Annotated in this window: 17 protein-coding genes and 2 tRNA genes; 18 read left to right on the forward strand and 1 reads right to left on the reverse strand. The window is 61.4% G+C overall.

Features of this window, described 5'->3' with window-relative positions; translation table 11 throughout:
• Window positions 1–26 precede the first annotated feature (26 nt).
• From rpoD to ffh, 17 genes are all read left to right on the forward strand, one after another.
• On the forward strand, window positions 27–1376 hold the full coding sequence (gene rpoD, locus ACGHIZ_RS05385; RefSeq protein WP_390449757.1) for an RNA polymerase sigma factor RpoD: 1350 nt from the start codon (window positions 27–29) through the stop codon (window positions 1374–1376).
• A gap of 188 nt (window positions 1377–1564) precedes the next feature.
• Window positions 1565–1639 (forward strand) — tRNA-Asn (locus tag ACGHIZ_RS05390).
• A 33-nt stretch (window positions 1640–1672) separates the two neighbouring features.
• Window positions 1673–1747 (forward strand) — tRNA-Asn (locus ACGHIZ_RS05395).
• Window positions 1748–1908: 161 nt separating this feature from the next.
• Window positions 1909–2298 (forward strand): Asp23/Gls24 family envelope stress response protein, encoded by a 390-nt coding sequence (locus tag ACGHIZ_RS05400; RefSeq protein WP_187361832.1) that lies wholly within the window; start codon window positions 1909–1911, stop codon window positions 2296–2298.
• Window positions 2299–2325: 27 nt separating this feature from the next.
• Window positions 2326–3987, forward strand: coding sequence for a DAK2 domain-containing protein (locus ACGHIZ_RS05405; RefSeq protein WP_161161449.1), 1662 nt, complete (start codon window positions 2326–2328; stop codon window positions 3985–3987).
• Between the two features lie 10 nt (window positions 3988–3997).
• Entirely contained in the window at window positions 3998–6175 is a 2178-nt protein-coding gene (gene recG / locus ACGHIZ_RS05410) for an ATP-dependent DNA helicase RecG (protein WP_390449762.1), read from the forward strand.
• Window positions 6172–6828 (forward strand): 16S rRNA (guanine(966)-N(2))-methyltransferase RsmD, encoded by a 657-nt coding sequence (rsmD, locus tag ACGHIZ_RS05415; RefSeq protein ID WP_390449765.1) that lies wholly within the window; start codon window positions 6172–6174, stop codon window positions 6826–6828. The genes recG and rsmD overlap by 4 nt, the downstream gene beginning before the upstream one ends.
• On the forward strand, window positions 6821–7318 hold the full coding sequence (gene coaD, locus ACGHIZ_RS05420; protein ID WP_152068081.1) for a pantetheine-phosphate adenylyltransferase: 498 nt from the start codon (window positions 6821–6823) through the stop codon (window positions 7316–7318). Before rsmD ends, coaD begins: the two co-directional genes overlap by 8 nt.
• Window positions 7319–7386: 68 nt before the next feature.
• Window positions 7387–7884 (forward strand): ATPase, encoded by a 498-nt coding sequence (locus ACGHIZ_RS05425; protein ID WP_040358176.1) that lies wholly within the window; start codon window positions 7387–7389, stop codon window positions 7882–7884.
• Complete coding sequence (locus tag ACGHIZ_RS05430) at window positions 7884–8438, forward strand: DUF177 domain-containing protein (RefSeq protein ID WP_117847656.1); 555 nt, start codon at window positions 7884–7886, stop codon at window positions 8436–8438. Before ACGHIZ_RS05425 ends, ACGHIZ_RS05430 begins: the two co-directional genes overlap by 1 nt.
• Before the next feature lie 64 nt (window positions 8439–8502).
• The gene (gene rpmF, locus ACGHIZ_RS05435) at window positions 8503–8682 is read left to right on the forward strand and encodes a 50S ribosomal protein L32 (RefSeq protein WP_022094017.1); all 180 of its coding nucleotides are present in this window, start codon (window positions 8503–8505) and stop codon (window positions 8680–8682) included.
• 87 nt (window positions 8683–8769) lie between these two features.
• Window positions 8770–9789: a phosphate acyltransferase PlsX gene (gene plsX / locus ACGHIZ_RS05440; protein WP_390449770.1), complete on the forward strand. Its 1020-nt coding sequence runs from the start codon at window positions 8770–8772 to the stop codon at window positions 9787–9789.
• Window positions 9790–9913: 124 nt separating this feature from the next.
• Window positions 9914–10156 carry an acyl carrier protein gene (locus tag ACGHIZ_RS05445; protein WP_055286398.1) on the forward strand — a complete coding sequence of 81 codons (243 nt, stop codon included), beginning with the start codon at window positions 9914–9916 and terminating at the stop codon, window positions 10154–10156.
• A 3-nt stretch (window positions 10157–10159) separates the two neighbouring features.
• Window positions 10160–10885: a ribonuclease III gene (gene rnc, locus ACGHIZ_RS05450; RefSeq protein WP_138112385.1), complete on the forward strand. Its 726-nt coding sequence runs from the start codon at window positions 10160–10162 to the stop codon at window positions 10883–10885.
• Between the two features lie 10 nt (window positions 10886–10895).
• Window positions 10896–14432, forward strand: coding sequence for a chromosome segregation protein SMC (smc, locus tag ACGHIZ_RS05455; RefSeq protein WP_390449774.1), 3537 nt, complete (start codon window positions 10896–10898; stop codon window positions 14430–14432).
• Complete coding sequence (ftsY, locus tag ACGHIZ_RS05460; protein WP_195544374.1) at window positions 14432–15349, forward strand: signal recognition particle-docking protein FtsY; 918 nt, start codon at window positions 14432–14434, stop codon at window positions 15347–15349. The genes smc and ftsY overlap by 1 nt, the downstream gene beginning before the upstream one ends.
• A 10-nt stretch (window positions 15350–15359) precedes the next feature.
• Window positions 15360–16826 (forward strand): signal recognition particle protein, encoded by a 1467-nt coding sequence (gene ffh, locus ACGHIZ_RS05465; protein WP_390449777.1) that lies wholly within the window; start codon window positions 15360–15362, stop codon window positions 16824–16826.
• Between the two features lie 116 nt (window positions 16827–16942).
• Here ffh and ACGHIZ_RS05470 read toward each other — a convergent pair whose 3' ends face one another.
• Window positions 16943–17707 carry a NifB/NifX family molybdenum-iron cluster-binding protein gene (locus ACGHIZ_RS05470; RefSeq protein WP_390449780.1) on the reverse strand — a complete coding sequence of 255 codons (765 nt, stop codon included), beginning with the start codon at window positions 17705–17707 and terminating at the stop codon, window positions 16943–16945.
• A 218-nt stretch (window positions 17708–17925) separates the two neighbouring features.
• Here ACGHIZ_RS05470 and thyA point away from each other — a divergent pair, with 218 nt between their 5' ends.
• A complete protein-coding gene (thyA, locus tag ACGHIZ_RS05475) occupies window positions 17926–18774 on the forward strand; it encodes a thymidylate synthase (protein ID WP_390449783.1) in 849 nt (282 codons plus the stop codon).
• Window positions 18775–18778: the final 4 nt, after the last annotated feature.

The following is an 18778-nucleotide window of genomic DNA, read 5'->3' on the forward strand; positions in this document are numbered from 1 at the left end:
TCCTGTGGACTATGAAGGGAGAATCTGTGCCAAAAAAGACTGAGAGCACGGGTACTGGGCTGGAATCCTACGTTGCAAAGCTCATGGGCAACGGCTCAAACAGGACTTCGGTAACCGAGGACGAGATTCAGGTCGCCCTGAAGGATATCGATGTTTCTGACGAGCAGCTCACCGCGGTGTATTCCGCGCTGCGCAACAGCGGCATCCAGATTATCTCCGCGAGCGGTAACGACGACGCCTCCATGGACGTCGACGATGACGATAACGATACCGATACCGACGATTTCGATGACGACGACGAGCACGATTCCGGCTCGCTCGACGATCACGAGCTCAAGATGGCCCGTCAGGCCGACGCCGAGATGGGTTCTTCCAAGAGCAAGAAGAAGCGCACCGTGCGCACGTCCCGTTCACGCTCCCGCGTGCGCGGCATCGATGCCTCCACGGTGATGCTGACCGGCGACCCGGTCCGTATGTACCTCAAGGAGATCGGCAAGGTCGACCTGCTGACCGCCTCCGAAGAGGTCGATCTGGCCATGAAGATTGAGGCCGGTCTTGAGGCCACCGAGAAGCTCGAGGCTGCCGAGGCAGGCGAGCTCGAGCTCACGCGTACCGAAATGCGTCGTCTTACGCGCATTGAGAACGTGGGTCTCGAAGCCAAGCAGGCACTCATCAGCGCAAACCTGCGTCTGGTCGTCTCCATCGCCAAGCGCTATGTCGGTCGCGGCATGCTGTTCCTGGACCTTATTCAGGAGGGCAACCTCGGTCTGATCCGCGCCGTCGAGAAGTTCGACTACCAGAAGGGCTTTAAGTTCTCCACGTACGCCACGTGGTGGATCCGTCAGGCCATTACGCGCGCTATCGCCGACCAGGCCCGTACCATCCGTATTCCCGTGCACATGGTCGAGACCATCAACAAGCTCGTCCGTGTGCAGCGCCAGCTCCTTCAGGACCTGGGTCGCGACCCGACCCCCGAGGAGATCGGTGCCGAGATGGACATGAGCGCCGACCGCGTTCGCGAGATCCAGAAGATCTCGCAGGAGCCCGTGTCGCTCGAGACCCCCATCGGCGAGGAAGAGGATTCCCAGCTGGGCGATTTCATCGAGGACTCCCAGGCTATCGTTCCGCCCGATGCGGCCAGCTTCTCCATGCTGCAGGAGCAGCTCACCCAGGTGCTCGATTCGCTTGCCGATCGTGAGCGCAAGGTTATCGAGCTGCGCTTTGGCCTTGTCGACGGACATCCCCGTACGCTCGAGGAGGTCGGCCGCGAGTTTGGCGTCACGCGCGAGCGCATCCGCCAGATCGAGTCCAAGACTCTGGCCAAGCTTCGCCACCCGAGCCGCTCGAGCAAGCTCAAGGACTATATCGAAAGCTAGTCAAGCAAGAGGCGCCCTCAAGCACATCCGCTTGAGGGCGCTTTCATGTAGTCGTTGGGGACGTTCTTGAATGACTGGTCGTTTAAGAACGTCCCCAATGACTAGGTCGGAAAATTTCTTAAAAAAGTTCTTGCCCTGAGCTGATTCGTCCGTATAATAAACTTCGTTGCTTGAGAGCACGCACCTATTCCTCGGTAGCTCAATGGTAGAGCACGCGGCTGTTAACCGCGCTGTTGTAGGTTCGAGTCCTACCCGGGGAGCCAGAATTTTTCAGCCCTTTCTGTTGGGCTTTAAATTCCTCGGTAGCTCAATGGTAGAGCACGCGGCTGTTAACCGCGCTGTTGTAGGTTCGAGTCCTACCCGGGGAGCCAGGTTGTAAAACCCGTCGCTTATGCGGCGGGTTTTTTCATGCCGCGATCGCTGTTCGCGAACGTTACCGTATCAACATTTCGTGTCGAGGATGTAATCCCGAGGCCCGCCACCTCAACATGGCGCGGTCGTTGTAGAATATTCCAATGATTGCTCCCACGAGATGGTGCCGCGAGCACCAGATAAGGAGATTCTTGTGTCTGAGACCATTAACGGCAGCCTGAGCGTCTCGAACGACGTTATTGCCGATATTGCCGGTTATGCCGCGATGACGTGCTATGGCGTCGTCGGTATGGCCGAACAGCTCCAGGGCGCCGAGAGCGTGCGCCTGCTTGCCGGTCAGCGCCTCCGCAAGGGCGTGCTTGTCTCCGCCGACGAGAACGGCCTTACGGTCGATCTTCACGTCGTGCTCGAGAACGGCGTCAACATGAAGTCCGTCTGCCACAATCTTTCGAGCTCCGTTGCCTTTACCCTGCAGGAGATCGCCCAGATCGATCCCGCCAGCCTTAAGATCGGCATCCATATCGACGCGCTCAAGAGCCGTCTGAACTAGCATCCGAAAACGGAGATTCAAATACCCATGATTGCAAAGACCATTCGCACCTGTTTTCCGATCGCTGCGGCTGCCGTTTCCGACAAGGCCGAGGAGATCAACAAGCTCAACGTCTTCCCCGTACCCGACGGCGACACCGGCACCAACATGTCGCTCACGCTCGCCTCGGTGACCAAGGAGCTTTCCGCCCTTCCCGCCGATGCCGATATGGAGGCCATCGCCGGCGCCATCACCCACGGCTCCCTGATGGGTGCCCGCGGTAACTCCGGAGTCATCACCTCGCAGATTCTGCGCGGCGTGGCCGAGGGTCTTGTCTCTGCCGACGAGCCTATTACGTCCGCCAACATTGCCTTCGCCTTCCGTCGTGCCGTCAAGGTTGCCTTCCAGGCTGTCCGCAAGCCCATCGAGGGCACGATCCTCACGGTCCTGCGCGATGTCTCGACCAAGGCCGATGAGTGCGAGAAGAAGAAGTTCTCGGCCGAGGATGCGCTCGATGCTATCGTCGTCGAGGCGTACCAGTCCGTCGCCCGCACGCCCGACCTGCTGCCCGTTCTGAAGGAGAACGGCGTGGTCGACTCCGGCGCCTTTGGCTTCGCCATCTTCCTTGAGAACTTTGTGGCTGCAGCACTTGGCCGCAGCACCGTTGTCGAGGATTTCTCCGCCACGTTTGATTCCGCTGTCTCTGCCCGCGACGCGGCCCTTGGTCGCGTTGAGATCGAGGCCAACGACGATTGGGAGGGCTCGGAGTTCCGCTACTGCAACGAGTTCCTGTTTAAGGCCGACGCCCCGTTTGACGAGGACGAGTGCCTTAAGTTCCTGGGTTCCATGGGCGACTGCGAGCTTCTCGTGGGCGCCTATCCCGACTACAAGATCCATGTGCACTCCAACACCCCCAACCTGGTGCTCGAGCACATGCTGCAGCTCGGTCAGATCTATGAGGTCTTTATCCACAACATGGAGATGGAGGCCCACGACCGTACCGCCAAGATCCACGAGGATCAGGAAAAGGCCGCCGAGCCCGCCAAGGCGCTGGGCTTTGTCGCCGTTGCCGCCGGTTCGGGCGAGGCCGACATCCTCAAGTCCCTCGGCGTTGACGTGATCGTCTCGGGTGGCCAGACCATGAACCCCTCGACCGCCGATCTGCTGGGCGCCGTCGACCAGGTCAACGCGACCTCGGTCATCATCCTGCCCAACAACGGCAACATCCGCATGGCTGCCGAGGCCGCTGCCTCTGCCTGCACCGATAAGAAGGTCGCCGTCGTTCCCACCAAGACCGTTCCCCAGGCGTTCTCCGCGCTGTTCGCCGTCCTGCCCGATTCCGAGCTCGAGGACGCCGTCGCCGCCATGGTCGACGCCATCAGCGAGGTCCGCGATGGCGAGGTCACCCGCGCCGTGCGCGATTCCAGCGCCTCGGACGGCTCTCCGATTCACTCCGGTGACGTCATGGGCATCATCGCCGGTTCCATCGACGTGGTCGGCTCCGATGTGAAACAGGTCACCCTCGACTGCATCAACCGTATGCAGGAGGAAGAGGAAGGCGACGCGCTGACGATTCTGGCCGGCGAGGAGCTGTCCGACGAGGCCTTCCAGGAGATCGTCGACGCCATCGAGGAGGCTCAGCCCGACTTGGAGATTGATGCCCATCGTGGCGAGCAGCCGCTCTATCCCGTGATCTTCTCGATCGAGTAGGCATCTGAGCATGTCCGAGCTATGCTCCGTGCCGCGCGTCTCGGAGCGCTTTGCCCAGAGCAATGCGCTCGGCGAGGATATCGCGCGACTCAAATATGTTTCGGGTAAACGTGAGGAGGCCCTTCGCCGTCTGGGAATCCGGACGGTGGGGGACCTCCTTCTCCATATCCCGCATCGATATCTGGACTTTACCCGCTCATGGTCCATCGAGATGGCGCCCATCGGGACCGTGTGCACCATCGTTGCCACGGTCGACCGCATTGTTCAAAAGCAGCCTCGTCCGCGCATGCAGGTGACCGAGGTATCGCTCGTGGATGACACGGGTGTGCTGCAGGTCGCCTTTTTCCGCCAGCCCTGGATTGCCCAGCAGCTTAAACAGGGCGACCGCCTGGCCGTGATGGGCAAGGTCGAGTTTGCCTACGGTTTTAAGCAGATGGCCTCGCCGCATTTTGAAAAGCTTGAGGATGGTCGTGCCGCGGGTACCATTTTGCCGGTCCACTACGTAAGTGATGGCGTAAGCCAGGCATGGATGCGTCGCATTGTGAGCGGTGCTCTTGAGCTCGTCGGCAATCCCTTTGATCCCATCCCGGCACCGCTGCGCGCAAAGCGCAAGCTCATGAGCAATGCCCGTGCGCTTCGTTCGATTCACTTTCCCTCGAGTATGGCCGAGCGCGACATTGCGCGCCGCCGTTTGGCCTATGAGGAATGCCTGTACCTGCAGCTCGCGCTTCGTCTGCGCAATGACGGCGGCCTGGTCGATGTGGTTCCCTATGCCCACACCGCGGGCGAGCACCTGGCCGCGCTTAAGCAAGCCCTGCCGTTTTCGCTGAGCGACGAGCAGGAGACCGCGTTCCAAGATATCCTGCGCGATATGTGCGATGGTGGGCGCGTGATGAACCGCCTGCTGCTGGGCGATGTCGGTACCGGTAAGACCGCCGTTGCCGCCTGCGCTCTGGCTGTGGCTGCCGATAGCGGTACGCAGGCCTGCGTTATGGCGCCCACGGGCGTGTTGGCGCGCCAATATGCCGATAAGACCGGCCCTCTGCTCTCGCAGGCGGGCATGTCCTGGGCGCTTCTGACGGGTGCCACGCCGGCCTCAGAGCGCGAGCAGATCCATGCCCAGCTTGAATCGGGCGAGCTCGACGTCCTCTTTGGAACCCACGCGGTGCTTTCGGATAACGTTGCGTTCAATCATCTGTCGCTTGTCGTCATCGACGAGCAGCACCGGTTTGGCGTTGGCCAACGCAACGCCCTACGCGCGAAGGGCCCCGGTGCGGACCTGCTCGTTATGACGGCGACACCGATCCCGCGTACGCTGGCGCTTTCGGTCTACGGCGATCTGGACACGAGTATCATCCGCCATCGGCCCGTCCCTGGCGCTGGCGTGACGACACGCGTGCTCACCGAGTCGAGCCGCGACCTCGCCTATGGCGCCATCCGCGAGGCGCATGAAAAGGGTCAGCAGGCCTACGTGATTTGCCCGCTCGTGGAGCCGAGTGACTCGGCCGATGAGCTTGAAGACGTGCCCGGTATCGCCCGCGACGACGAGGGCCGCGTGACCGTGCCTGTGCCGCTGCACGATACGGCGACCGAGCTCGATCGCTTGCGTCTGGCGTTGCCGGGTCTTGCCATCGAGCGCCTTCACGGCCGTATGCCAGCGGGGGAGAAGGATCGCGTGATCGACGCCTTCAAGCGTGGCGAGATTGACGTGCTCGTCTCGACTACGGTGGTCGAGGTGGGCGTCGACGTGCCCAACGCCACCGTCATGGTCATCGAGAACGGTGAGCGGTTTGGCTTGGCGGCGCTGCATCAGCTACGCGGTCGCGTGGGCCGCGGCAGCGTGTCGGGCACGTGCCTGGTCATGACGCACTCCAAGGGCAATGGCGGCGCCTCGGCGGCACAAGACCGTCTCCAGTCGCTCGAAAAGACCTCGGATGGTTTTACGCTTGCCCAGATGGACCTGCGTCTGCGTCACGAGGGCGAAATCCTGGGGTACCGTCAGCACGGTGGCGTGACCTTGCGCTTTGTGGACCTGGATGCCGATGAGGACCTTATCGAATGGGCCCATTTGGACGCGGTCGAGCTCTTGCGGTATGCTTGCAACCTTGACTCTGTGGCGACGCGTCCCTTGCGCGAGGCGGTCGCCATGCGTTATCGACATATCTTTAAGGAGGTCAGCGGAGGATGAGAATCATCGGCGGCGAATGGCGCGGTCGTAAGATCGAGGAGCCCCGTGGTCGCGATGTCACCCGCCCCACGACTGATCGCGTGCGCGAGGCGTGCGCATCTATGGTCATGTCGGCATTCGATTTCGATTTGGACGAGGTTCGTGTGCTGGACGCCTTTGGCGGCTCCGGTGCCTTAGGGTTAGAGATGCTCTCTCGTGGGGCCCGCTCGCTCACGACGTTTGAGATCGATCGCAACGCCGCGCGGCTCATTACCAAGAATATCGAGTCGCTCTGCCGTGACCGTGCGCGTTGGCGTGTGGTCACGGGCGACATGCTGGCAAGTGCCTCGCGCGGTCGTGTACCGGGCGGCCCCTTTGATTTGGTCCTGCTCGACCCGCCCTATGCTTTTGGTGCCGAGCCGGTCGAGGAAATGCTGCAGAACCTGGCTCAGCAGGGTCTGCTTGCGCCTGGCGCTTATGCCCTGTATGAGCATGCCTCCGCCGATGCGGGCGCGCATCCGGCAGGCTTTGAGACTGTACGTGAGAAGCGCTACGGCATTACCTCGGTCGACCTGCTTCGTTGGGTCGGCGATGACGACGGTGAGGACGATAGTGCCGTCACCGATGCCGATAACAACGATGCCACGACGTTTCAGGAGGACGCCCATGAATGACACCATCAACCGCGTGATCGTCCCGGGCACCTTCGATCCCATCACGTTTGGCCATATCGATGTGATCCGCCGCGCCCGCCGCATCTTTCCCAGTGTGATCGTCGCTGTTGCAGAGTCGCAGGGTAAAAACGGTGTGGGCACCACGTTTATGCTCGATGAGCGCGTGGCGCTGGCCCGCGAGGCGCTCGGTAATATCGACGGCGTCGAAGTCCTGCCCTTTACCGGCCTCTTGGTCGACTTCGCTCGTGAGCAGGGGGCGGGGGCCGTGGTCAAGGGCCTGCGCGCCATGACCGACTTTGAGTATGAGCTGCAGCAGGCCGACCTCAATTATCGCTTGGATAGCGAGCTGGAGTCCATCTTTGTCATGAGTGCTCCGCAGTACGGTTACATCTCGAGCTCGGTCGTTCGCCAGATCGCCTCGCTCGGCAGCGATGTATCGACGTTTGTGCCGCCCAACGTGGTCGAAGCGCTCAGACATCGCTTTTCGTGACGTTTTTTATTGCCTGGTGGCATGTGGTAAACTAGCACGATGATATGTTACCTATGAAAGGAGACCGGATGCCGGGCGAGAATTTTCCTGGCGATAGGATCGTCAGCTTGGTCGATGAGCTCGAAGGGCTGATCGAGGAAGCCAAGCCGCCTTTCGGCAAGAACGCTCAGTTCAAGGTCATCGACGCCGACGTGTTCTTCAATATCCTCGACGAGATCCGCATGAGCTATCCCGAGGAGTGGCAGAAGTCCCGCCGTATCCTTAAGGAGCGCGAGGAGCTTATGGCTTCCGCCGCCGCTCAGGCTGATTCCATCATCGCCGACGCTCAGCAGCAGGCCCTCACCATTGCCGGTGAGCAGGAGATCGTCCGCCTTGCGCAGCAGCAGGCCGACGACATTCGCGATCGTGCCCAGCAGTACGAGCGCGAGACGCGTTATGCTGCCGAGGACTACGCGGAGCAGGTCTTTACGCACCTGGAGGAGAACCTCAAGAGCCTGACTGGCACCGTTACCCGTTGCCGTCAGCAGCTCAACGAGGGTGCCGCCCAACAGAATGGTCAGTGGTAATGGCTGAGTTTCCGAGCGTTACCGTCGATCTTTCCGAGCAGCTCGAGTTTCCTGGAGATTCGTATCCGCTGACCGGTAAGGTCGATGTCGCCACCTACACGGTGGGCGAGAAGGAGTACCAGCTTCAGGACGGCATCGACTACGACGTTGTCTTTACCAATGCCGGTACCGGTGTCTTGCTCACGGGCATGGTCCGCGCGCACGCCACCGGCGAGTGCGACCGTTGCCTGGAGCCCGCCTCGTTTGATATCGCCGGCGAGATCGAGGAGTTCTACCTCTTTGAGGAGCCCGAGGATCCCGAGGCCTACGAGGACGGCTACGAGCTCCTGTGTGAGGACCGCATCGTCGATCTGGGTGAGCCCATCAACGACGCGGTCGTCATGGACACGCCGTTTGTGGTGCTCTGCAAGCCCGATTGCCGCGGTCTGTGCCCCACATGCGGTTGCAATCTCAACGTCGAGCAATGCGATTGCGCCGCCCAGGCAGAGGCAGAATGGGCCGCTGCCACGGAAAATCCATTTGCAGCATTGAAGAATCTCAAGCTTGATGAGTAAAACTGTGGTAGTATCGCTACTTGCGCGTAATCGCCACACTGGATAGTTCATAAGGAAGGTCACTATGCCCGTACCTAAACAAAAGCAGGGTCGTATCCGCACTCACACCCGTCGTTCCGCCAACATGAAGATCTCGGCTGCGGCTCAGTCCACGTGCCCCCGTTGCGGCGCTGTCAAGCTTCCGCACCACGTTTGCCCCAGCTGCGGTTTCTACAAGGACCGCGAGGTTATCGTTACCGAGTAACGGTATACTCTGGATGCGATGCCGTTCCAAATGGAACCACAATGGCCGGCTCAATGAGTCGGCCATTTTTGTATAAGGAGCATGTATATGAGTAACGTTCGCGTTTGTGTAGACGTTGTGGGCGGAGACGAGAAACCTCAGGTTGTTCTCGATGGTATCGAGGCTGCACTTGCCGCCGATCCCGATATCGAGGTCTTGGCAGCTGGCCCCGCCGAAATCGTCAATCCCTTTGCCGCTTCCCATGCACGTGTTGAGGCCCTTGAGGCACCTGACGTTATCGCCATGGATGACGATCCCATTCGCGCCGTGATGACCAAACGCAAGTCGTCGATCGTGCTGTCGTGTCGCGCCATCAAGAAGGGTAATGCGGACGCGTTCTTCTCTGCCGGCTCCACCGGCGCCATGACCGCCGCCGCCACCGCCTATGTGACGCCGTTTAGGTATCAGGCCGAAGGCAAGAAGCAGCCGGTGCGCCCCTGTCTGACCAATGCGCTGCCCAATCGCGCCGGCGGTCTGACGGTGCTGTGCGATATGGGCGCCAACCCCGATGTCGAGGTTGACGATATGGTACGTTTTGCCCAGATGGGTAGCGCCTATGCCCGCGTCGTCCTGGGCATCGAGCATCCCCGCGTGGGCCTGCTTGCCAACGGCACCGAGGACGAGAAGGGCTCCAACTTTACCAAGGCCTGCTTCCCGGCCATGAAAGCCGCCGTTCCCGGCTTTGTTGGTAACTGCGAGGGAACGGACATCACCTCAGGTAACTTCGATGTCGTCGTTGCCGATGGCATGTCGGGCAATATTGCGCTCAAGGCCACCGAGGGCGCTGCCAAGTTTTTACTGCAGGAGCTCAAGGGCGCCTTTATGTCTTCGCTCGGCACCAAGATTGCCGCGCTGCTCATCAAAAAGCAGATGCGCGAGATTAAAGCCAAGCTTTCGGGCGACGCCAAGGGCGGCGCGATTCTTTTGGGCCTGCGCGGCGTGGTCCTGATCGGCCATGGCGCCACCTCGGTCGAGGCTGTTAGAAACGGTACGCTCGCGGCGGCCGAAGCCGTGCGCGCCGGGCTGGTCGAGAATGTCGCCAACTCTATGGACGGTATCGTTTTATAAGAGCGAGTAAGAGTGCTGTTATGTGCTTCGCGGCGCACGTCGTGGGGTAGAATCAGAACCGTGTCTTGGTACCGCCCGGGCGGTACCATTCTTTTGGTATTCATGCACTATGAGAGGAAGCGCTATGGACCGCTCCGAAATCTTCGACAAGATCGCCGAGGTCGCTGCTGACGTTCTAGGCGTCGATGTTGCCGAAATTAGCGAGGAGACCACCTTTGACGACCTCGATGCCAACTCGCTCGAGCGCCTGCAGCTGGTTACGGCTATCGAGGACGAGTTCAACCTCGAGATCGATGACGAGACCCTGCTCTCGCTCAACTCTGTCGCCGACGCCGTCGACGCTATCGAAGCTGCCAAGGAGGCCTAAGTCTTGGCTTTATCCGACCGACTTACGCGCGCCCAGGAAATCCTGGGCCACGAGTTCAACAATAAGGTGCTGCTGCGCGCGGCGCTTACGCATCCCTCGGCAGTCGAGGGCCAGCCGGTTTCTGCCAGCTATGAGCGCCTTGAGTTCTTGGGCGATTCCATTTTGGGCGCTGTGGTCGCACGCTCCCTGTTTGAGTCCTATCCGGAGTTTGACGAGGGCAAGCTCACGCGCTTGAAGGTGTCGCTTGTCTCGGGCGCTACGCTGTCCGAGGTTTCTCACGAACTGGGCATCGACGACATCATCATCTTTGGTGCCTCCGAGACCGGTACCGGTGCGCGCGGCCTGCATTCGGCCCTCGAGAACGTCTATGAGTCGCTCGTGGGCGCGCTGTACCTGGATGCCGGCTGGGACGTTGCGGCGGAGTTCATTCACCGTACGCTTAAGCCGCATTTGGCTTCCGAGCGTGCCGAGCATCCTGCGAACCCCAAGTCGTTTTTGCAGGAGTGCGTGCAAGCCGACGGTCACGAACCTCCGGCGTACAAGCTCGTTGGCTCCGAGGGCCCGGCGCATGCGCCCACCTTTACCGCTGTGGTGTTGATCGATGGTATTCGTCAGGGTCGCGGCTCCGGCTCCTCAAAGAAGGAAGCCGAGGGAGCTGCCGCGCTCGAAGCGCTCGACCGCATGGGTTACACCACCAACGGCGTGATTCTGAACAAGAAGCACGTGTAAGCGAGGAACCGTGTATCTCAAGTCCCTCACGCTCAAAGGGTTCAAATCGTTTGCCGACCGCGCCCATATGACGTTTGAGCCGGGCCTGACCGTCATCGTCGGTCCCAACGGCTCGGGAAAATCGAACATCTCTGACTCGATTCTGTGGGTCCTGGGCGAGCAGAGCGCCAAGCAGCTGCGCGGCCAGGCCATGGAGGATGTCATCTTCTCGGGCTCGTCAGCGCGCAAGCCGGTGGGTGTCGCCGAGGTCACGCTTGTGCTCGATAACTCGGACCATATGCTGCCCGTCGATTTTGACGAGGTCGCCATCACCCGTCGTATGTATCGCTCGGGCGAAAGCGAGTACCTCATCAACTCGAGCCCGTGCCGCCTGATGGACATTCAGGACATCTTGCACGATTCGGGCCTGGGCAAGGATACACATTCCATCATCAGCCAGGGCAAGCTCGATGCCATCTTGCAGAGCCGCCCCGAGGAGCGCCGTGCCCTCATCGAGGAGGCCGCCGGCATCTCCAAGCACAAGCGCCGCAAGGAGCGTGCGCTCAAAAAGATTAAGTCGATGGACGAGCACCTGACGCGTGCCCGCGACATCAATAAGGAAATCGCCCGTCAGCTGCGACCGTTGGAGCGTCAGGTCGATCGCGCGCGCAAGTACAAAGAGCTGTCCTCGCGTGCGAACGAGCTTACGCAGATGCTAGCCGTCGACGAGCTGCGTTCGCTGCAGTCGCAGTGGAACGACCTGGAGAGCCGTTCCAAGGAAGGCGCCGCCGAGCTGGAGCTTGCGCAGTACCGCTTGGACGAAAAGGAGCGCGAGCTCGAGAAGCTTCAGGTCTTGCTCGAGGAAAAGGGCCTGTTTGTGGGCGACCTGGGCGAGCAGCGCCGTCATATGCAAGATGTGGTCGGCCGTATTAACTCCGACATGCGCCTGCTCGAGGAAAAGGGTCACAACATGGTGTCGCGCCTGTCTGACATGCGCGGGCAGATTTCGAGCTCCGAGCATCAGCGTCGTCGCGTGGTCGAGGAGCTCGAGGACGCCCGTGCGCAGCTTGAGGAAGTGACCGGCGCGCACATGCAGGCCCAGGAGGACGTTGACGCCGCTGGTCCTGCCGCCGCAGAGCTCCACGAGCGGCGCGTGGCGCTCGACAATCAGATTTCGCAGCTTACGCGTGAGCAACGCGATGTGCAGCGCGTGGCCGATAACGCCGCGCTCGAGCTCGCTAAGGTGAAGGATTCCTTGAGCAATGCCGAGGTCGAGGACAACATGTATGCCTCGCGCCTGGAGCAGATCGATGAACAGCTCGAGGAGGTCACGGCCTCGCTCGAGAGCCGTCGCGACCGCGCCGAGGAGCTTGAGGGCGCTCTTGAGGAAGCGCGCCAGGCTCAGGTCGATGCGCGTGAGGCCACCGAGACGGCACGCGCGGTCCTGAAGGACCTGCGTGCCCGCGAGAGCGAGGCGCGCAACAAGTTATCCGAGGTGCGCTCGGAGCTTGCCAGTCATAAGAAACTCGATGCCCGCATGGCCGACAGCTCGCCACTCGTGAGCCGGCTGGTGGGTGCGCTGGGCGACGATGTCTCGGGTCGTCTGGGCGACGTGCTCGAGGCCCCGCGCGAGCTTGAGGGCCTGGTTGAGCAATTGCTCGCCGGCGATATCGATGCCCTGTTGTTTGATGACGCCGCTACGCTTGAGCGTGCCGGTCGTGCGGCTCTGGGCCAGAAGAAGGCCTCAGGCGAGGCGCTGCTGGTGGCGCGCGGCGTGAGCGGCTCTGCTGCCGCCGAGGGCGCTGCCGGTACCCGTCTGGTTGATCGTCTGTCCGTGCGCGCAGGCTACGGACCCGTCGTCGAGGCGCTGCTCGGCGGCTATTACATGGTCGATGACTTGGCTGCCGCGCTGGCCGCGCCTGTCGTTGACGGTGTGACCTACGTGACTCCCGATGGCGCCCGCGTAAGCTGTGGCGGCCTGGTGCGCGTGGGCCTCGATGCCGGCGAGGCGTCGGGCGCTCTGGAGCGCAAGCGTCGCATTCGCGAGCTGGAGGGCCTGGAGCCCGATCTGGCTGCCGTGTTTGAGCATGTGTCGGAACAGGTCGTCGAGGCCAATGCGGCCGTTGAGGAAGCGCGTGCCGCTGAGGGCGATGCCGCCGGCGAGATCGCCCGTCTTGAGGGCGAGCGCCGCTCGCTGCTCTCCGAGATCGGCCGCCTGGAGCAAAGCGCCAACAATGCCGAGGTCGAGCGCGTGCGCATCTCCAAGCGCCGCGAGCAGGCTGCCGAGGCCGTTCGTGCCGCGCGCCCGCGCGTTGACGAGCTCACCCGTTCGCGTGACGAGGCGCGTGCACAGGCAAGCGACCTGGGTCTCCAGATTGCCGAGGCCAACGATGAGCTCGATCGCGTTCGCCGTGACGATTCCGAGGCCGCCGGTAAGCTCGCCGATGCCAAGGTGCGCCTGGCCCAGACGAGCGAGCGCCTGCGTTCGCTGAAGGGCCGCGTGCCCGACCTTGAGCATCGTCTTGAGGGCATCGACCGTCGTATCCGCGGAACACGCCAGGCTTCGCGCTCGCTCGAGCTGCTGCGCCTGCGCGTCGACCCCATGCACGAACGCTATTCTGCCCTGTTGGAACGCGCGTCGGATTGGGCAGCGCGCCTGCGTGACCAGGCCTCTCTGGAGGAGGCGGACTCCGCTTCGCTCAAGAAGACCATCGAGGATGCCAAGGCAGAGGTTGCCCGCGCTAAGGAGCGAGTCGATACCGCCTCCGCCGCGCAAAACGAGTTCAAGGTCGCGCGTGGCAAGCTCGAGGTGCAGGTAGAGGCCGTCATTAAGGCCATTACCGCCGATGGCACCACGGTACTCGAGGAAGCGCTCATGCTTCCGGCGCCCACGGACCGCGATGCCGCCGAGCGCGAACTCAACCAGCTTGTGCGCCAGATCAACAACCTTGGTCCCGTTAACCAAGTTGCCATGGAGGAGTACGAGCAGCTCAAGCGTCGCGCCGACTACATCGAGGAGCAGCTGGCCGATCTGGAGAGCGCGCGCAAGGCGCTCACCAAGATCACGGTGGCCATTGATCGCAAGATGCGCAAAGCCTTCCTGGTGACGTTTGAGAAGGTCGACGCGAACTTCCGCGAGATCTTCGCTATGCTCTTCCCGGGCGGCCAGGCTCATCTGGAGATGACCGATCCCGAGCATCCTGCCGAGACGGGTATCGAGGTCGTGGCGCAGCCGCGCGGCAAGCGCATCACCAAGATGATGCTCATGTCGGGCGGCGAGAAGAGTCTGACGGCGCTCGCCCTGCTCTTTGCCGTGTATCGCACGCGCACGGTGCCGTTCTATGTGCTGGACGAGGTCGAGGCGGCGCTCGATGACGCCAACCTGTCCAAGCTCATCGGCGCGCTCGATGTGTTGCGTTCCGATACGCAGCTCTTGGTTATCTCGCATCAGCGCCGTACTATGGAGGACGCTGACGTCCTCTATGGCGTCTCGATGCAAGCCGACGGCGTCAGTCGCGTCGTCTCTCAAAAACTCGATCGCGAAACCGGAAAGGTCGTGAATGCATAATGGGATTCTTCGATGCTCTCTCGCGCGGACTTGAGCGCAGCCGCGAGGCCCTCAACGAGGTCTTCTACTTTGGCGGCGAGGTCGACGAGGATTTTTGGGAGGACCTGGAGGACACCCTCGTCATGGGTGACATGGGCGCCGAGGTCGCTATCAAGGTCTCCGATGACCTGCGCGATGCCGCGGCCAAGAAGAACCTCAAGACCGCTCCGCAGCTTCGCCGTGCCCTGGCCGAGCAGCTTGAGCAGCACTTTGTGCCCATCGAGCGAGATCCGTTTTCCGATACGCCGAGCTGCGTGCTGTTTGTGGGCATTAACGGTGCCGGCAAGACCACGACGGTCGGTAAGATCGCGAGCGCCATGGCCGCCCGCGGCAAGAACGTCGTGATCGGTTCGGCCGATACCTTCCGTGCTGCCGCTATCGAGCAGCTCGATGTGTGGGGCCAGCGCGCCGGCGTCCCCGTCATCAAGCGCGACCGCGGCTCCGACCCGGCAAGTGTTTGCTACGACGTGCTCGACGAGGCTGACAAGCGCGGCAGCGACCTGGTGCTTATCGATACCGCCGGCCGTCTGCACACGAGCCCTGAGCTCATGCGCGAGCTTGCCAAGGTGGTCAATGTGACCCGTAAGCGCGCCGCCAATATGGCCGCCGGTCCCATGCCGGTTTCGGTCGTGCTTGTGATCGACGCCGCGACGGGCCAAAACGGTCTGAACCAGGCGCTCGAATTTAACGAGGCGCTGGGCCTGGACGGTATTATCATGACTAAGCTCGACGGCACGGCTAAGGGCGGTATCGCCATGGCCGTGGCCGAGAAACTCAAGCTCCCGATCCTGCGCGTGGGCGTGGGCGAGCAGGTCGATGACCTGCAGGAGTTCAATGCCAAAGATTTCTGCCGCGCCCTGGTGGGCGAGTCCAATTAAGGAGTGACTAGTGTTTGATTCCCTGAGCGATCGCCTCAACGACACATTTGACCGCCTGCGCGGCAAGGGCAAGCTTACCGAGGCCGATATTACTTCGGCCATGCGCGATATTCGCATGGCGCTGCTCGAGGCCGACGTTAACTTTAAGGTCGTCAAGGAGTTCGTCGCCAAGACCAAGGAGCGCTGCATGACCGCAGAGGTCATGGAGTCGCTCTCTCCGGCGCAAAACGTCGTCAAGATCGTGCTCGACGAGCTTACCGAGATGCTCGGCTCCACCGAGAGCAAGCTCGTCTTTAGCAACCGTATTCCCAATGTCATCATGCTTGTGGGTCTGCAGGGCTCCGGTAAGACCACGGCTGCCGTAAAGCTGGCCTACCTGCTCAAGAAGCAGGGTCGCTCGCCGTTGCTCGCCGCGTGCGACGTCTACCGTCCCGCTGCTGCCGACCAGCTGGCCACGCTCGGTGGCGAGATCGGCGTACCGGTCTTCCGCGGCGACGGTGCGCACCCGGTCGATATCGCCAAGGGCGCCATCCAGGAGGCCGTCGACCACCTGCGCGATGTGGTCATCGTCGATACCGCCGGACGTCTTCAGATCGATGAGCAGATGATGCAGGAGGCCGTGGACATCAAGAAGGCCGTCAAGCCCGATCAGGTGCTGATGGTCGTCGATGCCATGACCGGTCAGGATATCGTCAACGTCGTCTCGACCTTCGCCGAGCGCACCGACTTTGACGGCGTGATCATCTCTAAGCTCGACGGCGACGCCCGTGGCGGCGGCGCGCTTTCCGTGCGCCAGGTGACCGGCAAGCCCATCAAGTTTGTGAGCATGGGCGAGAAGCCCGATTCGCTGGAGCCGTTCTACCCCGATCGTATGGCCAAGCGCATTCTGGGTATGGGCGACGTTGTCGGCATTATCGAGAAGGCCCAGGAGGCGACCGACGCCGAGCAGCTCGAGGCCGCCGAGCGCATGCTGCGCGAGGGCTTTACCATGAACGACATGCTCGACCAGATGAAGGCCGTCAAGAAGATGGGCGGCATGAAGGGCATTCTGGGCATGCTCCCCGGTGGCCAGCGTGCGCTTAACCAGATGGGTGGTAACCTGGACGAAGGTATCTTCGATAAGAACGAGGCCATCATCATGTCGATGACCAAGGAGGAGCGCCTTCGCCCCTCCATCATCAACGGCCAGCGCCGTGCCCGCATTGCCAAGGGCGCCGGCGTGACCCCCACCGAGGTCAATAGCCTTATGAAGCAGTGGGGCGAGATGAATAAGATGATGGGCCGCATGCGCACGATGGCCAATCAGGCGCAGGCCGGCGGCAAGAAGGGTAAGAAGGGCAAAAAGATGCGCATGCCCAATATTCCCGGTCTGGATGCCATGGGGCTGGGCGGCATGGGCGGCCTGGGAACGGGCGGCCCCAAGTCCGATATGGAGCTGCTGCGCCAGATGGAAGCGCAGATGCGCAACAAGAAGTAACGACTAGTTGAGTCGTGTATGGCGAAGGCCGCCTGGATGGTATTCCAGGCGGCCTTCGCCGTTTGTTCGCTGGTTGTCGCACGCGTGGAAGCGCGTTCTCGACGAGGTGCTTGCCGCTAGTGGCAGCCGCAGCCTTCGTGCCCGTCATGGTCGTGGTGACCGTGGCAGCCGCAGGACTCGCCATGCTCGTGGATGTGCTCGTGATCATGTCCATGGCAGTCGCAGGTGGCCTCGCCGTTCTGTGCGAGCGTGCCGGCAATGAGGGCCTCGACGCAGGCATCGCAGCTGCCCTGGGCGCCCGCATAGACCGTGATGCCGGCTTGGGCAAGCGCGTTGATAGCGCCGCCGCCGATACCGCCGCAAATGAGCGTGTCAACGCCACCGTTGGCAAGCAGGCCCGCCAAGGCGCCGTGGCCGGTGCCACCGGTGCCTACGACCTGCTCGTTGAGCACCTTGCCATCCTGGATGTCGTAGATCTTGAACTGCTCGCTGCGGCCAAAGTGCATAAAGATGTTGCCGTTGTCGTACGTCGTTGCCACCCTCATGGTGCCGACCTCCTTTGCTGGCCATGCGGCCGTCGTCGTGGTGATGGGGGAGTACGCGATATTGCCGCCCGCGATGACGAGCGCTCGTCCGTTGACCAGCGCTTCGGCCACCTTGCGATGCGCGCGGCTGCAAATGGCCGCCACCGTTGCGCGGGCGATGCCCATCTGCTGGGCGACCGCCTCTTGGTTGAGACCTTCCAGGTCGCACAGGCGCAGCACCTCAAGCTCGTCGACGGTCATGTCGATGGCATCACCGCTGGCCAGGCCATCGGGGGTAAAGCCGCGGTATTCGGGGATGATCCCGACGCGGCGCAGTTTTTCGCGTCTTCCTGCCATGCACACTCCTTATCTGACATATGTCAACAATAGGATAACGCGTTAGTCGTTGGGCGCAAGGCATTTCTGTCATATGTCAGAAAAAGGCTAAGATGCCTCGTTGCCGCATGCGGAGCCGCGCTGCCGTGCATTGCGTGTGCCGGACTAAGTGTCCAATTCGACACTCGCGCGCCTGGGCTACAATAAATCTCGCTTATAGGCGACTGACAGGAGGGTCAATGAGCAATGCTGATCAGCAGTTTGTAACCATGTGCCGCGATATCTTGGACCATGGCACCACCACCGAGGGCCAAAAGGTCCGTCCGGTGTGGGAGGACGGCACCCCTGCCTATACCATTAAAAACTTTGGTGTCACGGCGCGCTATGATCTGCGCGAGGAGTTCCCCGCGCTCACCCTGCGTCGTACGGCGCTTAAGTCTGCCATGGACGAGATTCTGTGGATCTATCAAAAGAAGTCCAATAACGTGCATGATCTCAACAGCCATATCTGGGATGAGTGGGCCGATGAGACCGGTTCCATCGGTAAAGCCTACGGCTATCAGATTGGTCAGAAGAGCCATTACGTCGAGGGCGACTTCGACCAGATGGACCGTGTGCTGTACGACCTTAAGCACACGCCGTATAGTCGCCGCATTATGACCAATACGTACGTGTTTAGCGATCTGTCCGAGATGCACCTTTATCCGTGCGCCTATAGCGTGACCTATAACGTGACGCAGCGTCCTCAGGACGACAAGCCGACGCTCAACATGATTCTCAACCAGCGCAGCCAGGACATTTTGGCCGCGAACAACTGGAACGTGTGCCAGTACGCCATTTTGCTGATGATGGTCGCGCAGTCGGTCGATATGATTCCCGGTGAGCTGCTGCACGTGATCGCCGACGCCCATATCTATGATCGTCATGTCGATATCGTCCGCGAGCTTATCGAGCGTCCGCAGTTTGCGGCACCCAAGGTAACGCTCAACCCCGATGTGCATGACTTCTATGCGTTTACGACCGATGACCTGATCGTCGAGGGCTATGAGCACGGCCCGCAGGTCAAGAACATTCCCATTGCGGTGTAGGTGG

The organism is Collinsella sp. i05-0019-G5 (assembly GCF_042851345.1).
Lineage (GTDB): Bacteria > Actinomycetota > Coriobacteriia > Coriobacteriales > Coriobacteriaceae > Collinsella.